This is a genomic window from Massilia timonae (assembly GCF_001866515.1).
GTDB classification, from domain to species: domain Bacteria; phylum Pseudomonadota; class Gammaproteobacteria; order Burkholderiales; family Burkholderiaceae_D; genus Telluria; species Telluria timonae.
In genome coordinates this window covers 1,661,883-1,684,205 of sequence record NZ_JRYB01000001.1, presented here as the reverse complement: position 1 = coordinate 1,684,205, position 22,323 = coordinate 1,661,883, and the positions used below count along the sequence as shown (strand labels likewise).

The window sequence follows — 22,323 nt, the reverse complement described above, 5'->3', positions numbered from 1 at the left end:
CAGGGATCGTCGCGCAGGGCCTGCGCCAGCGGCGTCGCGGCGGCCCAGGCGGCCGCATCCTGGACGAAGTCCGGCGCGACGCTCAGCGCAGCTCCGTGACCTTGTCGCCGACGGTGATGCGCTCGGCGCGCAACTCATCGGCCTTGCTGCGATTGGGATAGCCGTAGACGGTGACCTTGTTGCCGACGGCCAGCATGTCCTTTGCCAGGCCGCGGTTTTCCATCCGCCCCGGCGGCGCCAGCACCACGAGCCAGGTCTTGTCGGCTGTCTTGAGGCGCACGAAGCCGTGCGGCTGCTGGTAACCGGATTCTTCGATGGTGCCGGTCAGCTGCTGCGGTTGCTTGGCATCGTATTCGCTCCACCCGTGATGGGCGGAAGCGGTGGCGGCCACGATGGACAATACGGTGGCCAGGAGTGCGCGTTTCATTGTTTCCTCCAGAGTGAAGAAATCCATGATGCATGCGGCAAGCATATCCTTGAACATGGAATGAAGCGCGCACGGCTGCTCTACGGGAATGGCTATGCCGGCGGCGGTATAGTATGCATTTATTGCCCGCATTCAAGGAGACGCCATGCCATCGCGCCGCCCTGCCACCCTGGCCGACCTGTCGACATTATGGGAATTGCGCACCCGGGCGGTGCGCGCCGGTTGCTCCGGCCATTACCCGGCCGCGGTGATCGACATCTGGTGCGCCGCGCCGGCTCCCGCCTCGCTGCCGTTGCTGGTCCAGGCCGGCGGCGCCGTCGTGGCCGAGGAAGAAGGACAGATCGTGGGCTACGCCGTGCTGAACCTGGAGACCGGCGAGCTCAATGCCGCCTTCGTCGAGCCGAGCCACCAGGGCCGCGGCATCGCCCTGCAATTGCTGCGGCAGCTCGAATCGATGGCGCGCGAACGCGGACTGGCCCGCCTGTTCGTCTCGGCCTCGCTCAATGCCGTGCCGTTCTACGAGCGCGCCGGCTTCGTGTCGCTGCGCGAAGAGTTGTATTCGCACCGATGCGGGGTCGATCTCGCATCGGTATTCATGGAAAAGCAGCTAGCCCGGCCTTCCTGAGACAGCGGCTCATGCAGGGCGAATGGACCGGTGCGCCGGCGCCGCTTACACTCAGCCATTCGTCCACTTCGCCCAAGCGCCGATGCACCGTTTGCCTGCAACCCTGGGGATCGCGATTTCCGCCATCCTGACCGCCCTGCCAGCCCACGCCGCCTGCGACAACTATCCGCAAGAACTCGCCACGCGAGTCAGCGCCGACCAGGCCTTGCGCAAGCGCCTCGATTACAGCCGAATGGACAGCCCGGACCAGAAAAAGCTGATGCAGCAAATGGGCATCGTCGACCGTGCCAATACGGCGTGGCTGAAAGCATTGTTCGAACAATGCGGTTTTCCGGACAAGGACAAGCATGGCGAGAAGGCCCAGGGCAACGCCTGGCTGCTGGTCCAGCATGCCGACCACGACGTGGCGTTCCAGAAGTACACCCTGTCGCTGCTCGAAAAGACGGCCGCGCAACGCGGCGAACCGGTGCGCCCCAGCTTCGCCTATCTTGCGGACCGGGTTGCCGTGGCCGAGCAGCGCCCCCAGCTGTATGGCACCCAGTTGATGGCGCCGGCCGAGCAGCCCTGCAATTTCGACTTCAACACGATGGACGACCGCGAGAAAGTGGAAGCGCGGCGCGCCGCCTTGGGGCTGCCGCCGCTCGACATCTACAAAGAGATCGTCCTGGAGAATGCGAACTGCGTGCCGTCTAGTGCGTCGGAATCGGGTTCGCCGCCAGATAGGCATTGAACTCGTTGACCAGCTTGTGCTCGCCCGGCCCCGCGTTGTCGCGCATCGGCTGGGCCGACTCCACCACCACTTCTTCCTTGTCGGTCGCAAGACCCGCCATGGTCTGGGCAATGAAATCCTCCAGCGGCATGGCGCGCGGATCGTCGCCCTTGTGGATCAGATCCGTGTTCACCCAGGGCGGAGCGATTTCCTGCAGGGTCACCGAGGTGTCGCGCAGCATGAAGCGCTGCGACAGCGTGTACGAGTGCAGCGCCGCCTTGGTGGCCGAATACACGGCGGTCGAGGCCAGCGGCACGTAGGCCAGCACCGAGGTGTTGTTGACGATGGTGGCGTGCGGCTGCTGCTTCAGGTGGCCCAGCAGCGCGGAACTCATGCGGATCGGGCCGAGCAGGTTGGTGGTGACCGTCGACAGCATCGTGTCTTCGTCGATCTCGCCGGCCGCATCGTCGAAGGGCATGATGCCGGCGTTGTTGATCAGCACGTTCAGATTCGGGAAATCCTGCGTCACCTGGGCCGCGACGCGCTTGATGCTGGCGGCGTCGGCGATGTCCAGCTCCACCGCGTGCATGCCCGGATTGGCTTTGACCACCTCGTCCAGCAGCGCCTTGCGGCGGCCCGCGATGATCACGGTATTGCCCAGCTTGTGAAAGGCTTCCGCCAGGCCGCGACCGATGCCCGAGGCGCCGCCGGTGATGAGGATGATGTTGTCATTCATTTGCATGGTCTTCTCCCTGGTTGGTGTTTCGCTGTTGATGTGAACAGTCTACGGAGAAGCAACATGTCGGTTTGGTCGTATAGCCCTCGATTTCAGCCATCATGCGGATGACCGGATTCGAGGGAGACGCACAAACAACAACGGCGTGCATCGCTGCACGCCGTTGCGAACTAACCCGCAGCCGATCAGATGAAGGTGAAGGTCGCTTCCTGCGTCAGGCGCGATTTCGGCAGGCCGGCATTGAAATCGCTTTCCGACGAATAGCCGAAGCTCACCAGCACCAGGCTGGTCAAGCCTTTCGCGTTCAGGCCGAACTCCTCGTCCAGGATCTTCTGGTCGAAGCCTTCCATCGGAGTCGCGTCGATCTCGAGCGTGGCCGCGCCGAGGAGCGCCGTGCCCAGCGCCAGGTAGACCTGCTTTTCGAGCCACTGCGCCACGTCCTTGCCGCCGAAGCGGTGCTGGCGCACATAGCCGCGGCGTCCCGCGTCCTGGCCGGCGCGCGCGGCGTCATCGCGGAAGCGGCCATCGCGTTGTTCCTGGTCCAGCAGCGCTTCCAGGTGCGCCTCGTCCATGTCGATGCGCGAGCACAGCACGATCACGTGCGAAGCGTCGTTGATCTTGGCTGCGTTGTAGCTGTAGCCGCCCTGCGCCGCCTTGGCGATGCGCGCGCGGCCTTCCGGCGTGTTGGCGACGACGAAGTGCCACGGCTGCGAATTGACCGACGACGGGCTGCTGCGCAGCAGGTCGTACACTTGCTGCATCACTTCTTCGGGGATGCGGCGCTCCGCATCGTAGGCTTTGGCGGTATGGCGTTTTTGTGCGGCCGACAGGATATTCATGGTGTTCCTTCTGATAATGAATCCGACGATCTTAAGCGATCTGCGGCTTAAAAGTCTTCAAGGACGATTTTTCCGATCGCGCGGTTGCTCTCGATGAGGGCGTGGGCGCGGCGCAGGTTGGCGGCGTTGATCGTGCCGAAGTGCTCGCCCAGGGTGGTGGTCAGGGCGCCGTCCTCGATCATCGCGGCCACCCGGTTCAGGAGCTCGTGCTGGCGCACCATGTCGGCCGTCTCGAACATCGAGCGGGTGAACATCAGCTCCCAGTGCAGCGAGATCGACTTGCGCTTGAGCGGCACCGCGTCGAGCGTGGCCGGATCGTCGATCAGCGCCAGCTGGCCCTGCGGCGCCAGCGCGTCGATGATGTCTTGATAATGGCGGTCGGTGTGGGTCAGGCTGATCACGATGTCGACGTTGGCGAAGCCCAGCTCTTCCAATTGCGGCTGCATCGGGCGGGTGTGGTCGACCGTGTGGTGGGCGCCCAGCCTGGTCACCCATTCGCGGGTGGCGTCGCGCGAGGCGCTGCCGATCACGGTGAGTTTGGTGAGCCGGCGCGCGAGCTGGGTCAGGATCGAACCGACGCCGCCGCCGGCGCCGACGACCAGGAGCGACTTGCCTTCACCGCCGCCTTCCGGCACGCGCAGGCGGTCGAACAGCAACTCCCAGGCCGTGATCGAGGTCAGGGGCAGGGCGGCCGCTTCGGCGAAGCCCAGATTGGCGGGCTTCCTGCCGACGATGCGCTCGTCGACCGCCTGGAACTGGCTGTTGGAGCCGGGGCGGACGATCGAGCCGGCATAGAACACTTCGTCGCCCGGCGCGAACAGGGTCACGTTGGCGCCCACGGCGCGCACGATGCCGCTGGCGTCCCAGCCCAGCACGCGCGGCTCGTTCACCGCGACGCCCAGGCGGATCTTGGTGTCGACCGGGTTGACCGAGACGGCGCGCACTTCGACCAGCAGGTCGTGCGGGCCGGCCAGCGGCATCGGCAGTTCGGTGTCGAGCAGGGCCTGCGGGTCGTCGATGGGCAGGCCGTGTTGGGTATAGACTATCGCTTTCATTTTCTTCTCCAGGCATAAAGTGAGCAGGGCAGTGAAGACCATTTTAGGGATGCATCAACCGGCGAAACAGTGCCATGGCAGAGTTTCACTTTCACTGTGGAAGAGAAAATGATCCGCCTGGACGACCTGTCGCTGTTCGTGCGCGCCGCCGCCCTGGGCAGCTTTTCGCAGGCCGCGCGCGAGGTGAACCTGCTGCCCGGCCAGGCCAGCGCGGCGATCCAGAGGCTGGAACGCGAACTCGACGTCCGCCTGTTCGCGCGCTCGACGCGCAGCCTGCGCCTGACCGACGAGGGCAAGCGCTACCTGCCCTTTGCCCAGGATGCGCTGCAGGCGCTGCGCGACGGCCATGACGGCATGCGCGGCGAGAATGCGTCCCTGTCCGGCACCTTGCAGGTGGCGGCGCCGTCCGACTTCGGCCGCAACGTGCTGCTGCCGTGGATCGCCGAGTTCCGGCGTGCCCACCCGGGCCTGGACATCCAGCTGCTGGTGTCGGACCAGGTGGCGGACGTGTTCCGCGACCCGGTCGACATCGCGCTGCGCTACGGCCAGATCGATGACGCGAGCTTCATCGCGCTGCCGGTGGCGCCAGAGAACCGGCGGGTGCTGATCGCGTCTCCCGCTTACCTGGAACGGCACGGCCGCCCCTCGGCGCTGGCCGACCTGGCTTCACACAGCTGCCTGGCCTACCGCCTGCGCGGGCGCATCTATGACCGCTGGTGCTTTCCGCTGCCCGAAGGAGACCAGGTGGCGCAGGTCAAGGGATCGCTGGTGAGCGACGACGCCGACGTGGTGCGGCGCTGGGCCGTCGCCGGCGAAGGCATCGCCTATAAATCCTGGCTCGACGTCTGCGCGGACGTGACGGCGGGAAGGCTCGAGGTGGTCTTGCCGGACATGCCCGGCGAAGCCACCCCATTGAACCTGGTGTGCCCGCACCGCAAGCAGTTCTCGCCCGCGGTGAAGCTGTTGCATGCGCTCCTGAAGGAGCGCTGCGCTCCATTGCTGGAGCGGCTGGGCGAGGTTTAGAGCGCGCCGCCCTTGACGACGGCGCCGCCCTGGATCACGGCCGCCGGCGTTTCCAGCAGGGTGACGTCCACGAGCGGATCGCCCTTCACCGCCACCATGTCGGCATAGCGGCCCGGCTCGACGACGCCGATGTCCTTGCGCGCCAACGCCTCGGCCGCGTTCACGGTGGCGGCCTGGATCGCCTGCAGCGGCGTCATCCCGTACTGGACCATCACGGCGAACTGCTTGGCGTTGCCGCCGTGCGGGTGCACGCCGGCGTCGGTGCCGAACACCATCTTGACCCCGGCCGCATGCGCCTTTTTGAAATTCTGGCGCTGCAACTCCGTCACTTCGCGGTCCTTGCGCAGGTTATCTTCCAGCACGCCGTTCTTCTTGCCTTCCAGCGCCGTGTAGGTGCCGTTGTAGATGTCCATCGACAGCCAGGCGCCGTGCTTTTTCGCCAAGGCGATGCCCTCGTCGTCGATCAGGCTCGCATGCTCGATCGTGTTGACGCCGGCGCGGATCGCGTCCTTGATGCCGGCCGCGCCGTGGGCGTGGGCCGCCACCTGCAGGCCCCACTGGTGCGCTTCCTCCACCGCGGCGCGCATCTCGGCCAGGTTCATCTGCTGCTGGCCCGGTTCGGTATTGCGCGAGAAGACGCCGCCGGTGGCGCAGATCTTGATCACCTGGGCGCCGTACTTGCGCAGCTCGCGCACCGACTTGCGCGCCTCGTCCGGGCTGTCGGCGTTGTACTTGTTCTTTTCCTCCATCGACGGCGGGAAGTAGGTGCTGTCGCAATGGCCGCCGGTCGCGCCGAACGACCAGGCGGCGGGCACGATGCGCGGACCGCGCACCTTGCCGGCGGCGATGGCCTGGCCCAGGCCGACGTCGTTCCAGTCCGAGGCGCCCAGGTTGCGCACCGTCGTGAAGCCGGCGTCGAGCGTCTTGCCCGCATGGGCCACGGCCAATGCCGACCAGAAGCGGTCGTTGTATTCGAGGCCGGTGTAGCCCCCATAGGTCGGATCCGAATCGAGGTGGACGTGCATGTCGATCAGGCCGGGCAGCAGGGTCATGCCGGGCAGGGCGATGCGGGTCGCGTCGGCGGCTGGCGGCGTCGCGGCATCCGCCTTGAGGCTGACGACCTTCCCGTCGCGCACGAGGATCTCGGGGTTCTGGATCATGCGGCCGCTCTTGACGTCGAGCAGGCGGTCGGCGCTGATGACGACATCCGCGGCATGGGCGGAAGACCAGCCGGCGGCGGCCAGGCACAGGGATAGGACGTTCAGGGTCAAGCGGTTCAAGCAGCCTCCGGGCAATGGATGGGTAAATAGCAACTTTACACCGGACAACTTCTCACCCATCCATTTTTTTGCTCAGCTGTCTGTCAGCAGCAACGCCGCCAGCACCAGCATCATGGCCCCGGTGAGCGCCTCGAACACGCGCCAGACCCCAGGGCGCGCCAGCACCGGGGCGAAGCGCTGCGCACCGACACCGATCGCCGTGAACCACAGGATCGAGGCCGTGATGGCGCCCAGGGCAAACGAGCCGCGCTCTTCAAGCGCCAGGCTGCTGCCGACGGCGCCCAGCAGCACCACGGTGTCGAGATAGACGTGCGGGTTGAGCAGCGACAGCGCCAGCACGGTCGCCAGCGCCGCGCCAAGGGTCTGGGTCTGCGCCGCCGGATCGGCGGCCAGCGAGGCGCCGCCGCGCAGGCTGCTCTTCCAGCAGCGCAGGCCATACCAGAGCAGGAAGGCGGCGCCGCCATAGCGCGCCACCGACGTCAAGAGCGGCGACGCCTCGATCAGGGCGCCCAGGCCGGCAGTGCCGGCGGCGATCAGGATCACGTCGACCACGATGCAGGTGAGCACCGTCGGCAGCACGTGCCGGCCGCGCACCGCCGTGCGCAGCACATGGGCGTTCTGGGCGCCGATCCCCATGATGAGACCGGCGCCCAGGCCCAGCCCCTGCAGATAGATTTGATGCGAGAACATGGCCGCCTCTTTGTGAAAAGCGCCACTATCCCAGCCCGGCTGGTCCACTTCAATTATATTCATGAATATTCAGGCCACTTAAGAAAATCTAATTCATGACGATCGATCCCCGCCGCAGCGCCGCCTTCGTGGCCGCCGTCGATTGCGGCAGCCTGGAGGGCGCCGCCGCCCAGCTCAAGGTCACGCCGTCGGCGATCTCGCAGCGCATCGCGGCGCTCGAGCAAGAGTTGGGCACACCGCTCCTGGTGCGCAGCCGTCCCTGCCGCCCGACCGCGCCCGGCACGCGGCTGCTGCAGTACCTGCGCCGCTCAACCCTGCTCGAGTCGGAATTCCTGGCAGGGATGAAGGACGATCCCGGCCCGGCGCGGGTCACGCTGGCCGTCAACAACGACACGCTGGCGACCTGGCTGCTGCCGGTGCTGGCGCCGATCCTCGATGCCGAAGGCCTGCTGGTCGAATTCGTCCTCGACAACCAGGGCCACACCTTCGCGCTGCTGGAGGGCGGCCATGCGGTGGCCTGCATCTCGGGAGAGATCGAGCCGATGCGCGGCTGCAGCGCCAGAGCGCTCGGCATGATGCGCTACCGGATGGTGGCCTCGCCCGACTTTGCGCGGCGCTGGTTCCCGGACGGGATGACGCGCAGGGCGGCCCAGCGCGCGCCGCTGGTGGTGTTCGACCGCAAGGATGCGATGCAGTCTTCTTTTCTGCTCACCCACTTCGGCCTGCCGGACGGCGCCTATCCGTTTCACTACGTGCCCGCCAGCGATCCCTTCGTGCACGCGGTACGCCACGGCATGGGCTATGGCATGCTGCCGGAGGAACAGTGCGGCGCCTTGCTGGCAACGGGCGAACTGGTCGACCTGGCCCCGGCCTTGTACCACGACGTGCCGCTGTACTGGCACGCCTGGCGCATTCAGCCGCCGCGGTTGGAGCGCATGGGCACGGCGCTGGTGAAGGCCGCGCGCGGCGTGCTGCTGCCGCTCGCCTGAGCGACCGGCCACCACTGCGCCACGCCCCACAGCAGCTCGGGGACCAGGAACAGCCACAGCACCGGCAGATCCGCCTTCAGCATCGCCCAGCCGATCCAGAATGCGAACAGCAGGCGTCCGACGCCGTCGAAGCGGCCCAGGCGCAGGCTGGGCTCCTTCAGGCGCACGGCGCACCACAGCAGCACCAGCGTGCCAAGGAGAGAAGACAACAACAGGTGCAGCGGCGCGAACGGCGGCAGCGGCGCGCCGCCCAGCCACACGTTCATGCCGGATAGCCAGTCGAGCAGCAGGGCGAAGGTCCACGGCGTGGCGAAGGGCAGGATCTGCACGACGTCGTAGGCGGCGCTGGCGCGCGCAAGGCGCAGGTAGGTCGTTAGCGGCAGGGCAGGCATGGCGGACTCCCGGTTGAACGATCCGCTTGATGCTGACACGGGCCGGACTGCCCCATCTTGCGCACAATAAAGAAAGGGCCGGCTGCGTATGCAACCGGCCCTTTCACGCCTTACAGCGTTACATCACGAACCGATGCGGCCGCCGTCGTTCTTGGTGATGACCAGGGTCGCCGAGCGTGGGCGGCGGCCGGCGCCGTAGCCCGCGTTCGCCGGCCACTGGCTGGTGTACTTGCTGGCGTCGCCGACGTTCGCGGCGGCGGTGTTCTCGCCCGGGTGCTGGATGTTGACGAACAGCGCCTTGCCGTCCGGGGTCTCGGTGATGCCGGTCAGTTCGCAGCCGACCGGGCCGACCAGGAAGCGCTTGAGCGTGTCGGCGCTGGCGGCCTTGCCCACGAAGGTGTCGACGCTCAGCGTCGAGCCGTCGGTCTTCGGATAGCTCAGGGTGACCTTCTTGCCGTCGCCGACCTTGCCCGGCAGGCCGGCCACCATCATGCAGTTGGTGACGTCGGTGTAGGCGCCATCGTCGGTCTGGAACCAGCAGATGCCGGTCGAGTTGCTGAAGGCCAGGCCGTCCGGGCTCGAGAAGTCCTGGTCGGCGGTCAGGCCCGACAGGTTGATGCGGGCGGCGTCGGCGGCGGCTTCGGCGCCGAACAGGTAGACGTCCCAGGCGAAGCTGGTGGCGGTCGAGCCGGCGGCGTCTTCACGCACGCGGATGATGTGGCCGTTCGAGTTGCCCAGCTGGGCGGTGGAGCCCTTCATGTCGGTGTACGACCGCGGGTTGGCGGCGTCTGGCGCGACCTGGCTCGAGCTGCTCGGCTCGACGCGGCGGTTGCTGTTGTTGGTCAGCGTGTAATAGATCTCGCCGTTGGCCGGGTTCACCGCGCACCATTCAGGACGGTCCATCCTGGTCGCGCCGACGGCGTCGGCGGCCAGGCGGGCGTTGACCAGCACGTCGGCCTGGTCGGCGAACTTGTAGTTCGCGTAGTTGGCGATGACGCTGTTGGCGATGGTCAGCTCGATCCACTGGCCCTTGCCGTCGGCATTGAATTTGGCGACGTACAGCTTGCCGCTGTCGAGGTATTTGTCGCCGGTGGCGATACGATCGAGCGCGACGGCGTCGGCCGGGTTCCACGGTGCGGTCGACACGAACTTGTAGATGTATTCGCCGCGCGAATCGTCGCCCATGTAGACGGCCAGCGGCTGGCCGGCGGTCAGGCGGCCGAACGAGGCGCTTTCGTGGGCGAAGCGGCCCAGCGCGGTGCGCTTCTTGAGCGGGCGGGTCTTGTCGTAGGCGTCCATCTCGACGATGTAGCCTTCGCCGTTCAGTTCATTGCGGTAATCGTCGGTGCCGTCCGTCGACGTGCCCTTCTTGCTGATGTCCCAGCGCTGGTACTTGTCGTCCACGCCGCCGGTTTCCCAGCCGTGGCGCGAGGACGCGCCCTGCGACATGCCGTAGCGGTTGAGCGAAGCGACGCTCTTGTCGCCGCGCGCGGCGTTGTCGGTGCTCGAACGGGTGAAGTAGCCGGCCCAGTTCTCCTCGCCCGACAGATAGGTGTTCCACGGGGTGCGGCCGGTGCCGCAGTTATTGATGGTGCCGCGGAACTTGGTGCCGTCCGGCGAGTACTTGGTCTTGACCAGGGCATTGCCGCGCACCGGGCCCGAGATCTGGACTTCGGTCTGCTGGTGCACGCGGCGGTTGAAGTTCGAACCCTTCAGGTATTCCCACTTGCCGTTGTTGCTGCGCACTTCGAGGACCGACAGGCCGTGCAGGGCCATTTCCTTGTCCACCTCGAGGGCCGGGCGCGGCAGCGCATTGGTGCCGCCGTTGGCGTGCACGAAGAACGACGGCAGGCCTTCATTGGTGGTGGCCTCATGGTTCATCGCCAGCAGGCCGCGGGTGGCACCGGTGGTCGAGACGCCGCCGCTGTCGGACAGCGAGAAGAATTCCATGCCGTCGTGGTGGTCGCCAGCGCGGTTTTCGAAATCGGTATCGGTGCCGTCGTTCTTGTAGGCCGGGGTGCTGCTGGTGAGCGGATCGCCCAGCGCGTACAGGACGGTGGCGGTATAGCCGGCCGGGACCACGACGGTGTCGGCCAGGCTCTTGCCCACGGCGGTGAAGCCGAGCAGCTTCTCGACCGGCGCCGGCGGCGGGGTGGTGCCGGTCGGCGGGTTGGTCGGCGGGGTGACAGGATCGTCGTCCGAACCGCCGCAGGCGGTCAGGCCGAAGCTGCCGAGCAGGGCGGTCGCGGCCGTCGCAGCGCTGCCGCGCAGCATGTTGCGGCGGCTCAGGCGGGTCTGGAGGACGGTGCTGAAGTGTTCGTTCGACGAGTTGTTCGAATCGATGTCGTCGTGGTCGACAGGCATGCGGGCGAAATCGGTCGGCTTGTTCACGGAAGTGGATCCTGTTTTCTAGTGTGGGAAAGGAAAGCCACTAAATGGTAGTAAGGCAACATGACGACTCCGTGACAGTTTGGTCACAGTTTGATGACACTGGTGCGGCACGCTTGTGCTTTTCTTAGCGGCATTTTTAATATTTATGTGTCATTCACCGGACGCGGACGCTCCCGGCCGGGCCGTTGTGGTATAGATGACGTTTTACCGGAAACAGACAGATGCAGGAAAACCGCGCCCCCACGCCGCAGCAGGACACGATCACCTTGGGATGGGCCCTGTTCGAAGCCATACCCGACTGCGTGAAACTGCTCGACATGGACGGCATGGTGTTGGCGATCAACCGCAACGGCCTGCTCTCGATGGAGATCGACGACGCCGGGACGGTGGGCGACAAGCCGTGGAAGGCATATTGGCCGCAGCCGTCGCACGCAGCCATCGAGGCGGCCCTGGACGCAGCGCGCGCCGGCGGCACCGGGCACTTCAGCGCCGCCTGTCCGACGGTCAAGGGCAAGCCCAAATGGTGGGACGTGATGGTCACCCGCACCGCCGCGACCGGCGACCAGGAAACGCGCCTGCTGGTCATCGCGCGCGACATCACCGAGCAGGTGCGGCTCGATGCCGAACGCAAGGAGACCGAGCGCGTGCTGCACGCCAGCCGCGAGCGCTTCGAGAAGATCGTCAGCCAGGCCTCCACCGGGGTGGTCCAGATCGACACCGCAGGCTGCATCGTGCTGGCCAACCAGAAGTATTGCGCGATGGTGGGCCGCAGCGAGGCCGAGCTGCTCGGCATGAGCGTGGCCGAGGTCACTGCGCCGCAGTCGCGCGCCCAGACCCAGGACGCGCTCGATCGCCTGAAGGCCGGCGCCGCCGGCGTGGCGCTCGACAAGTATTACCTGCACAAGGACGGCTCGCTGGTCTCGGCCACCAGCAGCGTCAATGCGCTGCGCGGGCCCGATGGCGAGTTCGAGGGCCTGGTCGCGATCGTGCTCGACACCACCGAGCGCGAACAGGTCCAGGAACAGCTGCGCGCCAGCGAGGAACGCTACCGCACCCTGTTCGAGTCGGTCGACCAGGGCTTCTGCATCTTCGAGATGATCTTCGACGCAGCCGGCAAGGCGGTCGACTACCGCTTCCTCGAGATGAACCCGATGTTCGAGCGCCATACCGGCCTGGTGGATGCGGCCGGCCGCACCGCGCGCGAGCTGCTGCCCGGCCTGGACGACTTCTGGTTCGAAACCTATGGCCGGGTGGCGCTGACCGGCATCCCCGCGCGCTTCGAGAACGAGGCGCCGGCCATGGGCCGCTGGTTCGACGTCTACGCCAACCGCATCGGCGGCCCGGACAGCCGCAAGGTGGCGCTGCTGTTTTCCGACGTGTCGGCGCGCAAGCGCTCCGAGGAAGAGCTGCGCCGGCTGGCCGACGACCTGGCCGAGGCCGACCGCCGCAAGACCGAGTTCCTGGCCACGCTGGCGCACGAGCTGCGTAATCCCCTGGCGCCGATCCGCAATGGCCTGGCGGTGATGCGCCTGGGCGGCGACAATCCGGCGGCGGTCGGCAAGGTCAGGGACATGATGGAACGCCAGGTTGGCCACATGGTGCACCTGATCGACGACCTGCTCGACGTCGCCCGCATCAGTGGCGGCAAGCTCGAACTCAAGCGCCAGCGCGCCGACCTGCGCGCGATCCTGGCCAGCGCGGTCGAGACCAGCCTGCCGCTGATCGAGGCCGGCCAGCATGCGCTCGAGGTGGACGTGCCCGACCTGCCGCTGCTGGTGGACGCCGACGCCACCCGGATCGCCCAGGTGGTGGCCAACCTGCTCAACAACGCCGCCAAGTACACGCCGGCGCGCGGGCGCATCCGGCTGTCGGTGCGGCGCGATGGGCCAGACGCGGTGATCGCCGTCAGCGACACCGGGGTCGGGATCGCCGCCGACGCGCTGGCCGGCGTGTTCGAGATGTTCAGCCAGATCGGCCGCACCGTCGACCGCTCGCAGGGCGGGCTCGGGATCGGCCTGTCGCTGGTACGGCGCCTGGTCGAGATGCATGGCGGCAGCGTGAAGGCCGAGAGCGGAGGCGCGAATGCCGGCAGCGTGTTCACGGTGCGCCTGCCGCTGGCTGAGGTGTCCGACGATCAGGCCGCCCGCCCGCTGGGTTGGGACGCGCCGGCCGGCGACGGCGGCCCGGCCGGCGGCGGCGAGGCCGGTCTCAAAGTGCTGGTGGTGGACGACAACGTCGATGCCGCGCTGACGCTGTCGATGATCCTGGAAGCGTTGGGCCACGTCACCCGGGTGGCGCACGACGGCTACGGGGCGCTGGAGGCGGCGCGCGCGTTTCGTCCGTGCGTCGCCTTCCTCGACATCGGCATGCCGGGCATGAGCGGCTACGACACGGCGCGCGCGATCCGCGCCATGGAGGAACTGGATGGGATCGTGCTGGTGGCCCTGACCGGCTGGGGCGCCGAAAGCGACCGCCAGCGCTCGAGCGAGGCCGGCTTCGACCACCATCTCACCAAGCCGGTGCAGCTGGCGGTGGTGGAGGAATTGCTGGCGCGGTTGTAGAACACGGAATCAGGTCCTGCGCAGCTCGTCCTCCAGGTCGCCGATCAGCTGGACCACGCTCGGCGTGATGCCCTTGTCGCCCGGGGTATAGAACACGCCCGGCAACACCCGGTCTTCTTCCAGCTGCGGCAGCAATTCGTCGATCAGCTCCTCGAGCGAGAACGCCTGGGCGTCATAGCCGTCCCATTCGTATTCGGCGCACAGGCTGGCGTAGTCGCTCGCCGGCCACATCGGAAACACCAGGGTGCCGTCGTCGGTCTTGGCCAGGGCCCAGCCGTCCTGGTACAGCCCCCACACCTCGCGCGCGTCGGCGACGCGCTTGATGAAGTACTCGTAGCGCTCCGGCCCCGGCAGCGTGACCACGGCGGCCAGCTGCTGGCCGCCCAGCTTGATCGCCGAGATGATACGTTCGCTCATCACCATTCCCGTTCATTGAGGCGCGAAGCCTGACATCGTCAGGATACGCCATCGGCGCCGGCAGGTGCGTTCAGCAGACGTGCGGCGGCCGTCCGGCCGCGTCCAGGTCATAGCGCACGTCGTGGCGGTCGCCCGGCGGGGCGTCCAGCACCAGGAAGGCGTCCCAGCCGAGGCGGCCGGGATGCAGGTCGTCCAGCGTGGTGTTGTGGACGTCGGCGGCGCGCAGGACCACCTCGACCTCGTATTCGAGCGCGACGCCGGTGAACAGCGCCAGCACGCTCCCCAGGGCCCGCGCCGCTAGGCCGCCCGGCAAGAAGGCCTGGAAGCCGGCATGCGCCAGCGGCCCCACCACCAGGCGCAGGCGCAGGTTGCGCTGCCAGACGCGCGCGCCGGCGATCGCGCGCGCGCCGAGGACGGCGCTGTCCTGGCCCAGCGTGGTCTGCTGCGCCGGCGGCACGTCGTACCAGGAACCGACGAACTGCTCGGCCTCGACCTGTTCGCCGAAGTATTCCGACAGCACCCGCGCCAGCTGCACGGCGGACACCGGCCGGTGCCGGATCGCCGCCGCGAAATACCCGATCGATTCGTCCAGCACGGCGCCGTCGGCCGCGCCGGCCAGGCGCCGGCGCAGCGCGGCGTCGCCCAGGCCGGCCAGGGACAGCAGCAGTGGCAGGAAGGCGTCCTGGCCGTCCAGCTGGTACTTGAACGGCAAGCGGTACTTGCGCCAGGCTTCGTAGAACAGCGCCAGCGAGCGGTTCGAGAACGCGTCCAGGAAGGCGCGCGGGCCCTGGTCCTCGTCTTCGTTCTTGTGGCGCGCCGCGTGCTCGGCGATGCGCTCGGTGTAGTGGGCCGGCAGCACGCCGTGCCCGCCCAGCAGGCCCATGAAGGCGGGGGTCAGGTGCACCCGGCGCAAGGTCCCTTCGCGCACCGCCTCGCCCAGCGCGGCGGCGTCGATCGGCAGGTCGAAGGGCATGCCGACCTCGAGGTCGCGCAGCTCGGGCTCGATGGCTTCCAGCTGGCTGGCCGGGAAGCCGAGGGAGAGGGTGTTCCGGAACCGCAGCATGTCGGGCACCAGGCCGTGCGGCCCGCGGCCGCGGCGCTTGAGCCATAGCTCGAGCACGCGCACCGCCTGGAAGAACTCGAAGCGCCACGGCTCGCGCAGCAGGCGCTCGATCACAGGAGGCTCAGTTCTCCGCTTCTCGGCCCGCATCGCAGCAGCTCCTCTCCGGATTGGTGGGACACGATCACCAGCTGGGTGAAGCTGTTGGCGTGCACGTACAGCGCCAGGAAGCGCTCGACGATGTGGGCGAAGGCATGGATGCCGCTGCCCACGAACGCTTCCTCGTCGATCGCGATCCTGACCTCGACCCCGCGCACCAGGCAGTTGAAGGGGTTCCCGGACAGCCAGGCGCTGGTGGGCACATAGGCGATCGCATTGATGCCGCCGACCTGGCGCGTCGACGCCGCCGAGCGCGGCAGGTCGTGCAGGGCCAGCATCTCGCGGAAGGCGTCGACGCCGCCGTCGGCCAGCGACAGGTGGTTGAGCGAGAGCAGCGAGATCAGGCGCCAGTGCGCGCTGCGTCCGCGCGAGAAGCGCCAGGTGGGGCTGGGCTTGCGCAGGAAGGAAATCTCGCGCACGCCAGATCCGCCTTCGAGGAACAGGTCGCCGCCCGGCTGGCCGTAGCTGAGCAGCAGCGGCAGATCGCGGTTGGTGCAGGTCAGCTCCAGGTTCAGGGTCGTGGTCTCGACGTCGGCCGGGTCGAAGTCGATGTCGACGATCGAGATCTGGGTTTCGAAGCCCGGGCTGCGCTCGGCCATCGTGTCGTCGCGGCGCATGGCCCAGTAATGCCCGTTCTGCTCGGGCGTCTGCGCATGCTTGAGCGAATAGAAGGGCTGGAACCGCACCACCGTCTCGCCCTGCGGCGTCTGGCGCACCAGATTGACCTCGTCGATCGCGTTGACCTCGTAGGCATAGGCGCGGCGCGCATCGGCCAGCACCGGATAGCTGGCCGTGGCATGGGTCAGGCGGATCGGTTCGCCGCGCTGGGCGAACAGGTTGATCACCGGCGTGCAGCCCGCCACCAGGTTGTTGGTCGACAGGGTGGACAGCATGCGCGCCAGGTTCGAGTCGCTGCGGATCCCGTTCAGGGCCAGGTGCACGGTGAGGCGGCGCGTGCCCGCGGGCAGGCTGCGCGCCAGCAGCGCCAGGTCGAGGTCGACGAAATTGAACTTCTCGGGAAAGCAGAAGTATTCGGTCAGCAGGCGGTAGGCGGTGTGGGAACGGGCCGGGAAGTCGATCAGCGCGTCGTCCTCGACGAAGCCGGCGGCGCGCACCGGCAGCGCCGGCAGGGCGATCCAGTGGCCGCCCTCGGGCTGCGCATAGGCCGCGACCGTGCGCGCCAGCAGCGCGTCGCGCAGGGCCGCGCAGAACGACGGTTCGCCATCGAGGAACAGGCGCAGCGCCGGCAGGTCGATCGCCTCCAGGCCGCCGCCTTCGCAGCCGACGTTCAGGGACAGGCTGATGCTCGCGCTGGCGCCGGGCGGCAGGCGCACCGCGTCCGGCGCGTGGATGATCGGCGAGAACACCGCCCGGCTCAGGACCAGCGGCGCCATCGCGACCGGGTACACGGTGCGGAAGATGCAGGTCACGCCGCGCACCGGGCGCGTGGTCAGCTTGGTGCCGCGCGGGACGGTGCTCACCGTGGTCTGCTGCTTGGCCGCGGCGGCGACGTCCAGGCGCGCGATCGAGCACGATGGAAAGGGCCGCAGGTAATGCGGATACAGCACGTCGAACAGCGCCTCGGTGAACTCGGGATAGTCGTCGTCCAGGCGCTTGGCGATGCGCGCGTTCAGGAAGGCGAACGACTCGATCATGCGTTCGGTATGCGGGTCTTCGCATACTTCGCCGCTGATCGCCAGGCGGCCGGCGATGCGCGGATAGCGCTCGGCGAATTCGCGCAGGTTGCGCCGCAGGTAGGCCAGTTCGCTTTCGTAATAGGGCAGCAGGCGGTCCAACTCAGGCTCCCGCCATCGTCGATGACGCCGCCGCCGCGCCCGCGCGGCCGGCCTTGCGGATGCTGTACTGGAGCGTGGACGGCTGCAGCACGGCGTCGAAGTTGACCGGCTCCTCCGACATGCTTCCCACCAGCACCGCCGTGATCGAAAAACTGAGGCGGTTGACCGAGGGCGCGCCGGCATCGCCCTGCATCTCGAGCAGCGCCTTCACGTTCTGCAGCCGCGGCTCGTGGCGCGCGATGGTGTTTTCGATGCAGGCGCAGATGTGGGCGCGGTCGGTGGGACTGGACAGCGAGCGGTCGGCGAAGTCGCACAGCCCATACCCGACCATCGACTTGCCGCATTCGGGAAAGACGGCCAGCGCGCCGTCCTGGATGGTCGAGCGCGTGTTGAGCAGCGCTTCGAGGTCGCGCGCGACCGCATCCTTCAGTTCCTCGACGTTCAGGCGCGCCACTACCACGCCATTGCGCAGCGGCTGGCCGAGCAGGCGGTCGAACAGGTCCGGCGTGAATCCTTTCATCGATCCCCCTCCTTGGCACAAGCTGGTGTTGCGCACCGAAGCATGTTGCCACGGCGTTTAGCGCCAACCTTTGATCAAGTTCACATGCGCAACAGCATCTCGTCGTTATCGTTTCCTTTCGCAAAGAACAAGGTGAAGGAACAACAGCCATGACCAGCAAAGTCCTCTGGGGCGAAGGCCTGCTGCTGCGCCCGCAGCATTTCCAGCGCCAGGATGCCTATCACGAGCATTGCCTGTACAAGGGCCTCAAGGCGGCGCACCCGTATGCATGGGGGGTCGAGGGGCTCGAGATCGACCGCGAGGCGCTGGCGAGCGGCATGCTGCGCGTGCTGGGACTGTCGCTGCGCTTCCAGGACGGCGAGCTGTACGAGGCGCCCGGCCTCGACGAGCTGCCCGGCACCGTCGACCTGAGCGGCCTGCAGCAGTCGGTGCAGGCCGTGACGTATTACGCGGCGCTGCCGGGACTCAAGCCCTTCAATGCCAACTTCGTCCAGCCGGGGCAGGCGGCCACGCAGTCCGCCAGCACGACCCGCTTCATCCAGGCAAACGAAGAGACGCCCGACCTCTACACCCAGGCGGCGCCGGTGCAGCTGGCCTACCTGAAGCGCGCGCTGCGCCTGGTGTCCGAATTCGAGCCGCGCGACGCCTACATCCACTTTCCCTTGCTGCGCGTGCGCAGATGCGCCACCGGCGGCTTCGAGCTCGATCCGGCGCTGGTGCCGCCGTCGATGTCGCTGGGCGCCGCCCCGGCCCTGTTCCAGCAGTTGCGCCGCCTGCTCGACGCGCTGCAGGCCAAGGTCGGCGCGCTGTACGGCCACCACCGCGAGCCGACCCGCAACGTCATCGAATTCCGCTCGGGCGACATGTCGTCGTTCTGGCTGCTGCACACGGCCAGTTCGGCCTATGCGACGCTGTCGCACCACTTCAACCAGCCGGCGCTGCACCCCGAGCGCGTGTTCGAGGCGCTGCTGGACGTGGCCGGCGGCCTGATGACCTTTTCCAAGAGCTGGACCCTGTCCGACCTGCCGTCCTACCAGCACCACGATCCCGGCCCCGCCTTCGCCAAGCTGCACCAGATCATCCGCGAACTGCTTGACACCGTCATCTCGGCCAAGTACTTCGGCATCGCCCTGAACGAGGTGCGGCCCTGCTACCACATCGGCATGCTCGACTCGGGCAAGATCGACGACGACACCACCTTCTACATCGCCGTCTCGGCCGACATCCCGGCGGTGGAACTGGTCGACGTGGCGCCGCTGCGCTTCAAGGTCGGCGCCCCGGACGACGTCGAGAAATTCGTGCTCTCGGCGCTGCCCGGCGTGCGCCTGCAGTACACGCCGCAGCCGCCGGCGGCGATCCCCGTGCGGCCCGACACCTGCTACTTCATCCTCGAGGCGAAAGGGGCGATGTACGAGCGCATGCTCAAGGCGCAGTCGATCTCGATCTACGTCCCGGCCGGCATGAAGGAGCTCAAGCTCGAGCTGCTGGCGGTGATGTCCTGATGTCCTGAATACAGGGAGAGCAAGCATGGCAGGAGCACTGATCAGACTCGGCGACAAGACCTCGCACGGCGGCGTCGTGCTGGAAGCCTCGCCCAACAGCGATATCGACGGCGTCGGCATCGCCCGCATGGGCGACAGAACGAGCTGTCCCAAGCATGGCCCCGGGCCGATCATCGAAGGCGATGCGACCCTGATCGTCGACGGCAAGGCGGCCGCGCGGCATGGCGACAAGACCGCCTGCGGCGCGACGCTGATCGCCGGCCAGCAAACCACCATCGACCAGGTCTGAGCCCATGTCCACCACGACTACGCCGCCGGCCCCGGGCTGGCTCGGCCGCATCGGCGGCAGGCTGCTCGCGCGCCAGGCCGTCGCGCAGGCCGCCGCCGCGCCAGCGGTGCAGCAGGACGCCGTCCAGGAACCACGCTGCCCGGCCTTGACCATCCTCGCCGGCGCGCTGCGCACGCCGCACGGCGCATCCGCCGAAGAACTGGGCGCCGCGCTTGCCGCCAACAAGGTCGACGCCGACCTTGACCGCGAACTGGTCGACGACGACGGTTTCCCGGTCATGAGCGCACGCTGCGAACAGGCCAGCGACGAAGCGGTGCGCGAAGAGATCGCCGACTGGCTGGACTCGTGCGCCGCGCCGGCGCCGCGCGTCGGCGACGAGGGGTGGCGCGCGCTCGTTCTCGGCACGGCGGTCCTGCGCGAGCTTGCCGGCCGCGCGGCAGGGCTGCTGGGCGCGGACGGAGGCGCGCCGCCTCTGCTGCAACTGGCCCTGGTGCTGCCGGACGACTGGCAGGTGGAACAACGCCAGGCGGCAGCGATGTGGTGCAGGCAGGTGCTGGCGCAGGCTGGCTGGCCCGCGGCGCGCATCGACGTCAACGAAGCGGCAGTTCCTGCGCCCTTCATTGCCCGGCTGGCGCAGCAAACAGAAAAAAGCGCGGAGCCCGCGGCGACGATCCTGCTCGCCTTCTGCTCCCACATCGGCCAGGAGACGGTCGACCGCTGGTCGGCCGACGGCACGCTGTTCACCTCCTTTCACCCGCGTGGACGCATCCCCGGCGAAGGCGCGGCCGGCCTGCTGCTGGCGCCGGCGGCGGACGGCGCCGGCATTGCGCACGTCAGTCTGGAAGCCGACGCCTGCGATCCGGCATCCGCCACCCTCAAACGCCTGTCGCCGCAGCGCCTGAACATGCTCGCCGGGCGCCTGCTGCAGGGCGCAGCGATCGCGCCGGCCGCCATCGCCATGGTGGTCGCCGACGCCGGCGCCGACACGCGCCACGCGCTCGAACTGATGGAATTCGGCGACGCCATCACGCCGCACCTCGACAACGCCAGCGACATCGTCCGCCTCGGCCCGGCCTGCGGGGCATGCGGCGCCGTGCCCTTCGTGGCCGCGCTGGCGCTGGCCGCGCACGCCGCGCTCGAACACGATGCGCCGCTGCTCTGCGTGGGCAACGACAGGCCGGACTTGCGCGCGCTGGCCCTGGTCCGCCCCGCTCCCAAGCCACAGGACACGCCATGAGCTCACCCTATTACGTGCCGTCGGGCCGCCTGCCGGCGCAGGCGATCGTCTCGACGGCGGCCTGCGCGCCGTGCGTCGTCATTCCGGCCTGGCTGTATGCCTGGCTGACGATCCACTCGCCGCTCATCCTGCTCAACTGGCTCGCCATGGGCGTCTTCGCGCTCGTCATGGGCGTGGCCGCGCGCGCGGTGGCGCGCCAGGCGAAGGCGCGCAACCCCATGTGGATGGGCCGACTGGGCCTGGCGATCGGCGTCGTGGGCTGGTACGCCCACTGGGCCGCCTGGCTTGCCATCGCCGACGCGGGCGGCTTCGCATCGCTGCTCGGCGCTCCGCAGGACATGTGGCGCTTCGGGATGGTGCTGGCGGAGAACGAAGTGCGCCACGTCGCGGGGATGCGGATCGAGGGCAGCGCGCTGGTCGCCGGCTGGGTCGTCGAATTCATCCTGTTGACCACCGTGCCCCGTTCGCTGGCGCGCGACGCGGCCGAGGAACCGTTCTGCGAGCTGAGCAACAGCTGGGCGACGCCGTTCGAGCTGCCGCGCAGATTCGCCTGGATCGAGGAACCCCATGTCGTCGTGCACCGGCTCGAAACCGCGCCCGGTGAACTATTGTCGATCCTCGGCGCCAGCGTCGGGCCGAACGCCTCACGCTACAGCGCGGTGACGCTGTACCGCACCGCAGGCGAGCCGTTCGTCTCGATCGACAACGTGAAGCTCGAGCGTGACGCAAAAAAGGAAAAGAAGACCATGCGGCCGGTCATCGCCTACCTGCGCCTGCCAGGCATGGATGCCGAACGGATCATCGAGGAATGCAGCGCACCGACCGCAATGAATGCAGGGGCGGCCCAGGCCGACCCGCCGGAACTGGCCGACGCCATCGACCATCTGGGCGCCGGCCGCCTGGAGGAAGCGCTGGCCGGCGCCATGCCCCATGCCGCAGCCACGCAAGACGGCTTGCGCATCGATGCGATCCGCCTGTGCGCAATGGCCAGCGCGCGCCTGGGGCGCTGGGCCGAATCGCTGCGCTACTGGAACGCCTTGTGCGACGAAGAGCCGAGCGCCTTCAACGCGCTGCAAACCGGATGCTGCTGCGCCATGACGGGCGACACGGCGCGCGGCGAAGAGTGGATCGCCTGGGCGCGCGAACGCAATGCCGCCTCGCGCGAAATGCCGGACCCGCAGATCGTGACCAGCTTCATCACTGCCCTGACCCAGTCGGGCCAGGCGGCGCGCGCGATGCCGTATCTCGAACAGATGCGCGCGATCTATACGGGCCTGGGCTGCCTTGATGCCACCTCGCTGTTCGTGCGCCGGGCGCCCCTGTTCGGCATCTTCCTGCAGAACAGCCTGCCCATCGTCCGCGCCGTGCTGGGCCAGGAGGAGGGACGCGCCTGGTACGCCGCGATGCTGCCGCATCTCGACGGGCCGGGAACCGAGGCGCTGGGCGCCTGGCTGGACGAGAATTTTGTCAGCATGGAAATGGAATAATCGCAGCCACGCCGGCCTCGGCCTGAAATAGCGGCAAATCCGCGACACTTGGTCGTATCGGGAGATGCTTTCGAGCAACTAAACCATCGTCTAGCGTATGATGGACAGCCCTACAACGAACATTCTGACGCGGTATGAA

The 22,323-nt window shown here is 67.8% G+C and carries 21 protein-coding genes; 9 read left to right on the top strand and 12 right to left on the bottom strand.

From position 1 onward, the window contains the following. Positions 1-82: 82 nt before the first annotated feature. Positions 83-427, bottom strand: coding sequence for a DUF6152 family protein (locus tag LO55_RS07300; protein ID WP_071360989.1), 345 nt, complete (start codon positions 425-427; stop codon positions 83-85). Positions 428-572: 145 nt separating this feature from the next. On the opposite strand from LO55_RS07300, the gene LO55_RS07295 reads away from it, so the two are divergent. Beyond that, the gene (locus tag LO55_RS07295) at positions 573-1,052 is read left to right on the top strand and encodes a GNAT family N-acetyltransferase (protein ID WP_071360988.1); all 480 of its coding nucleotides are present in this window, start codon (positions 573-575) and stop codon (positions 1,050-1,052) included. Positions 1,053-1,134: 82 nt separating this feature from the next. Further along, positions 1,135-1,782, top strand: a complete 648-nt coding sequence (locus tag LO55_RS07290; protein WP_143054478.1) for a DUF6624 domain-containing protein — start codon at positions 1,135-1,137, stop codon at positions 1,780-1,782. On the opposite strand, the gene LO55_RS07285 is transcribed toward LO55_RS07290, so the two are convergent. The 3 genes from LO55_RS07285 to LO55_RS07275 form a co-directional block, all read right to left on the bottom strand. Further along, positions 1,742-2,503: an SDR family oxidoreductase gene (locus LO55_RS07285; protein WP_071360986.1), complete on the bottom strand. Its 762-nt coding sequence runs from the start codon at positions 2,501-2,503 to the stop codon at positions 1,742-1,744. The two genes, LO55_RS07290 and LO55_RS07285, sit on opposite strands and share 41 nt — an antisense overlap. Positions 2,504-2,682: 179 nt before the next feature. After that, positions 2,683-3,336: an oxygen-insensitive NAD(P)H nitroreductase gene (nfsB, locus tag LO55_RS07280; RefSeq protein WP_071360985.1), complete on the bottom strand. Its 654-nt coding sequence runs from the start codon at positions 3,334-3,336 to the stop codon at positions 2,683-2,685. 47 nt (positions 3,337-3,383) lie between these two features. Further along, a complete protein-coding gene (locus LO55_RS07275) occupies positions 3,384-4,391 on the bottom strand; it encodes a zinc-binding alcohol dehydrogenase family protein (protein ID WP_071360984.1) in 1,008 nt (335 codons plus the stop codon). Between the two features lie 108 nt (positions 4,392-4,499). Between LO55_RS07275 and LO55_RS07270 the strand changes: the two genes are divergently transcribed. Beyond that, on the top strand, positions 4,500-5,414 hold the full coding sequence (locus LO55_RS07270; protein ID WP_071360983.1) for a LysR family transcriptional regulator: 915 nt from the start codon (positions 4,500-4,502) through the stop codon (positions 5,412-5,414). On the opposite strand, the gene LO55_RS07265 is transcribed toward LO55_RS07270, so the two are convergent. Together LO55_RS07265 and LO55_RS07260 are read right to left on the bottom strand one after the other, a co-directional pair. Next, a complete protein-coding gene (locus LO55_RS07265; RefSeq protein ID WP_071360982.1) occupies positions 5,411-6,694 on the bottom strand; it encodes a Xaa-Pro dipeptidase in 1,284 nt (427 codons plus the stop codon). The two genes, LO55_RS07270 and LO55_RS07265, sit on opposite strands and share 4 nt — an antisense overlap. A gap of 72 nt (positions 6,695-6,766) precedes the next feature. Continuing rightward, positions 6,767-7,384 carry a LysE/ArgO family amino acid transporter gene (locus LO55_RS07260; RefSeq protein ID WP_005664221.1) on the bottom strand — a complete coding sequence of 206 codons (618 nt, stop codon included), beginning with the start codon at positions 7,382-7,384 and terminating at the stop codon, positions 6,767-6,769. Between the two features lie 95 nt (positions 7,385-7,479). Between LO55_RS07260 and LO55_RS07255 the strand changes: the two genes are divergently transcribed. Then, complete coding sequence (locus LO55_RS07255; RefSeq protein ID WP_071360981.1) at positions 7,480-8,373, top strand: LysR family transcriptional regulator ArgP; 894 nt, start codon at positions 7,480-7,482, stop codon at positions 8,371-8,373. On the opposite strand, the gene LO55_RS07250 is transcribed toward LO55_RS07255, so the two are convergent. Beyond that, positions 8,298-8,765, bottom strand: a complete 468-nt coding sequence (locus LO55_RS07250) for a hypothetical protein (protein ID WP_071360980.1) — start codon at positions 8,763-8,765, stop codon at positions 8,298-8,300. The two genes, LO55_RS07255 and LO55_RS07250, sit on opposite strands and share 76 nt — an antisense overlap. A gap of 123 nt (positions 8,766-8,888) precedes the next feature. After that, on the bottom strand, positions 8,889-11,156 hold the full coding sequence (locus LO55_RS07245) for a PhoX family protein (RefSeq protein WP_083415220.1): 2,268 nt from the start codon (positions 11,154-11,156) through the stop codon (positions 8,889-8,891). A 221-nt stretch (positions 11,157-11,377) separates the two neighbouring features. Here LO55_RS07245 and LO55_RS07240 point away from each other — a divergent pair, with 221 nt between their 5' ends. Further along, a complete protein-coding gene (locus LO55_RS07240) occupies positions 11,378-13,717 on the top strand; it encodes a hybrid sensor histidine kinase/response regulator (protein ID WP_071360979.1) in 2,340 nt (779 codons plus the stop codon). Positions 13,718-13,726: 9 nt separating this feature from the next. Here the strand turns inward: LO55_RS07240 and LO55_RS07235 are convergent, their stop codons facing one another. The 4 genes from LO55_RS07235 to tssE form a co-directional block, all read right to left on the bottom strand. Then, complete coding sequence (locus LO55_RS07235) at positions 13,727-14,134, bottom strand: DUF2750 domain-containing protein (protein WP_005664212.1); 408 nt, start codon at positions 14,132-14,134, stop codon at positions 13,727-13,729. Positions 14,135-14,204: 70 nt separating this feature from the next. After that, positions 14,205-15,344: a type VI secretion system baseplate subunit TssG gene (gene tssG / locus LO55_RS07230; RefSeq protein WP_071360978.1), complete on the bottom strand. Its 1,140-nt coding sequence runs from the start codon at positions 15,342-15,344 to the stop codon at positions 14,205-14,207. Continuing rightward, positions 15,308-17,149, bottom strand: coding sequence for a type VI secretion system baseplate subunit TssF (gene tssF / locus LO55_RS07225; RefSeq protein ID WP_071360977.1), 1,842 nt, complete (start codon positions 17,147-17,149; stop codon positions 15,308-15,310). The genes tssG and tssF overlap by 37 nt, the downstream gene beginning before the upstream one ends. 1 nt (position 17,150) lies before the next feature. Then, entirely contained in the window at positions 17,151-17,669 is a 519-nt protein-coding gene (tssE, locus tag LO55_RS07220) for a type VI secretion system baseplate subunit TssE (RefSeq protein WP_071360976.1), read from the bottom strand. A gap of 149 nt (positions 17,670-17,818) precedes the next feature. On the opposite strand from tssE, the gene tssK reads away from it, so the two are divergent. From tssK to LO55_RS07200, 4 genes are read left to right on the top strand one after another with little or no spacing between them, the layout of a single operon-like run. Beyond that, positions 17,819-19,171, top strand: coding sequence for a type VI secretion system baseplate subunit TssK (tssK, locus tag LO55_RS07215; RefSeq protein WP_071360975.1), 1,353 nt, complete (start codon positions 17,819-17,821; stop codon positions 19,169-19,171). 25 nt (positions 19,172-19,196) lie between these two features. Beyond that, positions 19,197-19,460, top strand: a complete 264-nt coding sequence (locus LO55_RS07210; protein WP_071360974.1) for a PAAR domain-containing protein — start codon at positions 19,197-19,199, stop codon at positions 19,458-19,460. Between the two features lie 4 nt (positions 19,461-19,464). Then, positions 19,465-20,697, top strand: coding sequence for a hypothetical protein (locus LO55_RS07205; RefSeq protein ID WP_071360973.1), 1,233 nt, complete (start codon positions 19,465-19,467; stop codon positions 20,695-20,697). Continuing rightward, positions 20,694-22,184 (top strand): hypothetical protein, encoded by a 1,491-nt coding sequence (locus tag LO55_RS07200; RefSeq protein ID WP_071360972.1) that lies wholly within the window; start codon positions 20,694-20,696, stop codon positions 22,182-22,184. The genes LO55_RS07205 and LO55_RS07200 overlap by 4 nt, the downstream gene beginning before the upstream one ends. Positions 22,185-22,323: the final 139 nt, after the last annotated feature.

Bases quoted from the DNA above. Each gene is read 5' to 3' on its own strand.
- tssK (WP_071360975.1), top strand. From the start codon at position 17,819: ATGACCAGCAAAGTCCTCTGGGGCGAAGGCCTGCTGCTGCGCCCGCAG.
- tssE (WP_071360976.1), bottom strand. From the start codon at position 17,669: ATGAAAGGATTCACGCCGGACCTGTTCGACCGCCTGCTCGGCCAGCCG.
- LO55_RS07205 (WP_071360973.1), top strand. From the start codon at position 19,465: ATGTCCACCACGACTACGCCGCCGGCCCCGGGCTGGCTCGGCCGCATC.
- LO55_RS07235 (WP_005664212.1), bottom strand. From the start codon at position 14,134: ATGAGCGAACGTATCATCTCGGCGATCAAGCTGGGCGGCCAGCAGCTG.
- LO55_RS07250 (WP_071360980.1), bottom strand. From the start codon at position 8,765: ATGCCTGCCCTGCCGCTAACGACCTACCTGCGCCTTGCGCGCGCCAGC.
- LO55_RS07285 (WP_071360986.1), bottom strand. From the start codon at position 2,503: ATGCAAATGAATGACAACATCATCCTCATCACCGGCGGCGCCTCGGGC.
- LO55_RS07200 (WP_071360972.1), top strand. From the start codon at position 20,694: ATGAGCTCACCCTATTACGTGCCGTCGGGCCGCCTGCCGGCGCAGGCG.
- LO55_RS07300 (WP_071360989.1), bottom strand. From the start codon at position 427: ATGAAACGCGCACTCCTGGCCACCGTATTGTCCATCGTGGCCGCCACC.
- LO55_RS07270 (WP_071360983.1), top strand. From the start codon at position 4,500: ATGATCCGCCTGGACGACCTGTCGCTGTTCGTGCGCGCCGCCGCCCTG.
- LO55_RS07275 (WP_071360984.1), bottom strand. From the start codon at position 4,391: ATGAAAGCGATAGTCTATACCCAACACGGCCTGCCCATCGACGACCCG.
- LO55_RS07290 (WP_143054478.1), top strand. From the start codon at position 1,135: ATGCACCGTTTGCCTGCAACCCTGGGGATCGCGATTTCCGCCATCCTG.
- LO55_RS07255 (WP_071360981.1), top strand. From the start codon at position 7,480: ATGACGATCGATCCCCGCCGCAGCGCCGCCTTCGTGGCCGCCGTCGAT.
- LO55_RS07295 (WP_071360988.1), top strand. From the start codon at position 573: ATGCCATCGCGCCGCCCTGCCACCCTGGCCGACCTGTCGACATTATGG.
- LO55_RS07260 (WP_005664221.1), bottom strand. From the start codon at position 7,384: ATGTTCTCGCATCAAATCTATCTGCAGGGGCTGGGCCTGGGCGCCGGT.
- LO55_RS07210 (WP_071360974.1), top strand. From the start codon at position 19,197: ATGGCAGGAGCACTGATCAGACTCGGCGACAAGACCTCGCACGGCGGC.
- nfsB (WP_071360985.1), bottom strand. From the start codon at position 3,336: ATGAATATCCTGTCGGCCGCACAAAAACGCCATACCGCCAAAGCCTAC.
- tssG (WP_071360978.1), bottom strand. From the start codon at position 15,344: ATGCGGGCCGAGAAGCGGAGAACTGAGCCTCCTGTGATCGAGCGCCTG.
- LO55_RS07240 (WP_071360979.1), top strand. From the start codon at position 11,378: ATGCAGGAAAACCGCGCCCCCACGCCGCAGCAGGACACGATCACCTTG.